The sequence below is a fragment of the Microbacterium sp. Bi128 genome (genome assembly GCF_918698205.1).
In genome coordinates, this window is record NZ_CAKKMM010000495.1 from 1 (window position 1) to 3,429 (window position 3,429).

The window sequence follows — 3,429 nt, forward strand, 5'->3', positions numbered from 1 at the left end:
CGGCATCCCTTCATCGTAGGCGACAGGCCCTGTGTCGCGCGTGCTCGACGGGGCGGATGCCGCTCGCCCCGGCATCTGGGGCCCCTCTCGGCACGCAGAACTCCTGCGGGGATGCCGTTTCGGACGTGCCGCGGCTGCTCGGGCGCCGGTGGTGCCGGAGTTGTGCCGCAGCGAAACGACGAAGGGCGCCGGGAGAACCCGGCGCCCTTCGGCTCGTGAGTCTGGGACTCAGCGAGCGGCGTAGTACTCGACGACGAGCTGCACGTCACAGGTGACGGGCACTTCGGCGCGCTTGGGGCGACGCACGAGCTTCGCCTGCAGCGTCGCGAGGTCGACCTCGAGGTAGCCCGGAACGGGGGGCAGAACCTCGGCGTGCCCACCGGCGGCCGCGACCTGGAAGGGCTCGAGGCCTTCGCTCTTGGCCTTGACGTGGATGAGCTGACCCGGCTTGACGCGGAACGACGGGCGGTCCACGAGCTGGCCGTCGACCAGGATGTGGCGGTGCACGACGAGCTGGCGGGCCTGAGCGGTGGTACGGGCGAAGCCCGAACGCACGACCAGGGCGTCCAGACGCATCTCGAGCAGCTCGACCAGGTTCTCACCGGTCAGGCCGTCGGTGCGGCGGGCCTCGTTGAACGCGATGCGCAGCTGCTTCTCGCGGATGCCGTACTGCTCGCGCAGACGCTGCTTCTCGCGCAGACGGACGGCGTAGTCGCTGTCGGCCTTGCGCTTGGTGCGGCCGTGCTCGCCGGGAGCGTAAGGACGCTTCTCGAGGTAGCGGGCGGCCTTCGGGGTGAGCGCGACGCCGAGGGCGCGCGACAGACGGACCTTGCGGCGGTCCTGGGACTTCGTTGCCACGAAGTACTCCTTCCGATGACGTGGCCGCGCCTTTCGCGGCTCACGGACGTATCACGCTCTCTTCGCCCTGTCCGGACTGCACGCCGGGGCATGCCGGAAGGTCGGTGAAGAAGAGAGGGGATGCCCGAAAACACTGTTTCGAACCGATGCAGTCTATCAGACGGCGGTCGCCGCGAAGGAGGTCCAGGTGATCGAGAACAGGGGCACGTAGAGCAGCCCGATGAGGAGCGCGTGGGTGATCACGAAGGCGCTCGCCTCCAGCGCCGTGCCCGGCTGGCGCAGATGGGCCGTGAGCTTCTGCAGCAGAGCCACGGGATGCCGGACATCCCAGCTGTTGACGCGCAGATAGCGGCCGAGGTACACGCCGACGGCGCCCAGCACGATGACGACGCCGGCGAAGACCCAGCCGGTCGCCGGAAGACTCGCGTCGGGGCGGTCCTCGAAGACGATGAGAAGGGTCTGCAGGATGCCGAGGCTCAGGATCGCGTTTCCGATCCCCGAGAGCGTCAGCACCAGCGTCTGAATGATGTCGTACCAGAGAGGGACCGGAGAGCTCGCCGTGCGGTGGCTGAAGTTCAGCTCGGTGATCAGGTAGACCGAGTTGGGGAAGAGGAGAAGCCACACGCCGGTGGCCGCCAGGAGGTACGCCGTCACGACGACGGCCCGCGCATCGGGGCCGATGTCGACGAGGTGGGCGAGGATCGGCGCCAACACGGCCAGTCCCCCGCAGACTCCGAGCGCCGTCACGACCGGCAGGGCCGACAGGCCGATGTTCAGGAGCATCGGCCGGTAGAGCGCGACCCGGTAGACCTTCGCTCGCAGGACGACCAGCACGGCGGCGTACACATCGAGGACGATCACGGCGGCGGCGGCGAGCAGGACGGCGGTCACCGCGCCAGCGTCGCACGGCCGTTCCGGTTCGCTGACGCGACGTCCCTCGATTTCACCCGCCGTCGAGGATGCGGCGGATCTTCTCCAGTCGCGCCGAGACGTCTCGTTCGGCGCCGTGCGAAGTCGGCTGGTAGTACTGCCGTCCGCGCAGTTCGTCGGGCAGATACTGCTGCGCGACGATGCCGATGTCGCTGTCGTGCGAGTACTTGTAGCCCTTGCCGTGCCCCAACCGCTTGGCTCCGGGGTAGTGCGCGTCGCGCAGGTGCAGCGGCACACGCCCGAACCCGCCGGCGCGGACATCGGCGATCGCGGCGTTGATCGCGTTGTAGGCGGCGTTGGATTTCGCCGTGGTCGCGAGGTACACCGTCGCCTCGGCCAGCGGGATGCGGCCCTCGGGCATGCCGATGAAGGCCACGGCATCCGCCGCGGCGACGGCGATCTGCAGTGCCTGCGGATCGGCGAGACCGATGTCTTCGGCGGCGGAGATGACCAGCCGTCGAGCGATGAACCGCGGGTCCTCCCCCGCCTCGATCATGCGGGCGAGGTAGTGGACCGCGGCGTCGACGTCGGAGCCCCGGACCGACTTGATGAAGGCGCTGATGACGTCGTAATGCTCGTCGCCCTGCCGGTCGTACCGCAGCAGCGCGCGGTCGACCGCCTGCGCGATGTGGTCGCCCGTGATGACGGGGCGGTCGTCACCGTCCGCTGTGGTCTCGCCACCGGCGTCGTCGGCGTCGGCGTCATCGGCATCCGCGTCATCGGCACCGGCGTCATCGGCACCGGCGTCATCGGCATCCGCGTCTTCGGGACCGTCGGTGTCGGCGTCCGCGCCGTCGGGGTGGGGCGCGTCCTCGCGGGTGGCGTCGTCGGCAGCGACGGATGCCGCGGCCTCGAGGGCGGTGAGGGCGCGACGCGCGTCGCCCGAGGCCAGGCGCACGAGGGCTGATCGGGCTTCGGCGCTGAGCACGACACCGCCGGCGAGTCCCCGCGGATCGGTCACCGCGCGATCGACGAGAGCGCCGAGGTCGTCGTCGCCGAGCGGGCGCAGAGTCAGCAGCAGCGAGCGCGAGAGCAGCGGCGAGATCACCGAGAACGAGGGGTTCTCGGTGGTGGCGGCGATGAGGACGACCCACCCGTTCTCGACGCCCGGGAGTAGCGCGTCCTGCTGGGCTTTGGTGAAGCGGTGGATCTCGTCGAGGAACAGGATCGTCGATTGGCCGTAGAGGTCGCGTTGAGTGAGCGCCTCTTGCATGACCTCGCGGACGTCCTTCACGCCCGCGGTGATCGCCGACAACTCGACGAAACGGCGTCCGGACGATCGTGCGATCGCCTGCGCGAGCGTCGTCTTGCCGGTGCCCGGAGGCCCCCACAGGATCACAGAGACGGCGGAGACGGATGCCGAGGAGTCGGCGCCGGCGAGGGTGACCAGGGGTGAGCCCGGGCGCAGCAGGTGTCCCTGACCGGCGACCTCGTCGAGGCTCGTCGGACGCATCCGCACGGCGAGCGGGGTCTGGCCCTGGAAGAGGGCGGAAGCACTGGTCACCGATCCAGGCTAATCGCGCCCACCGACACGGGGTGTGCCTGCCTTTGTGAGGCGCTGCGGGCGGTGCGTAGGATCGGGGGCGGTTCGCGGACGGTGAGAAGGAGTCGATGTGGCGACGGGTGGCAAGGATCGGCAGA

3 protein-coding genes are annotated in these 3,429 nt (G+C 69.7%); all 3 read right to left on the reverse strand.

The window, feature by feature from the left end; translation table 11 throughout:
* Positions 1 to 228 precede the first annotated feature (228 nt).
* Positions 229 to 858 carry a 30S ribosomal protein S4 gene (rpsD, locus tag LQV45_RS21720; RefSeq protein WP_230008776.1) on the reverse strand — a complete coding sequence of 210 codons (630 nt, stop codon included), beginning with the start codon at positions 856 to 858 and terminating at the stop codon, positions 229 to 231.
* Between the two features lie 156 nt (positions 859 to 1,014).
* On the reverse strand, positions 1,015 to 1,749 hold the full coding sequence (locus LQV45_RS21725; RefSeq protein WP_230008777.1) for a DUF1361 domain-containing protein: 735 nt from the start codon (positions 1,747 to 1,749) through the stop codon (positions 1,015 to 1,017).
* Positions 1,750 to 1,801: 52 nt separating this feature from the next.
* Positions 1,802 to 3,241, reverse strand: a complete 1,440-nt coding sequence (locus LQV45_RS21730; RefSeq protein WP_374208269.1) for a replication-associated recombination protein A — start codon at positions 3,239 to 3,241, stop codon at positions 1,802 to 1,804.
* Positions 3,242 to 3,429 lie beyond the last annotated feature (188 nt).

What these genes read in the sequence shown, in the direction of transcription:
- LQV45_RS21730 (WP_374208269.1), bottom strand. Translation starts at nt 3,241, where the DNA reads ATGCGTCCGACGAGCCTCGACGAGGTCGCCGGTCAGGGACACCTGCTG.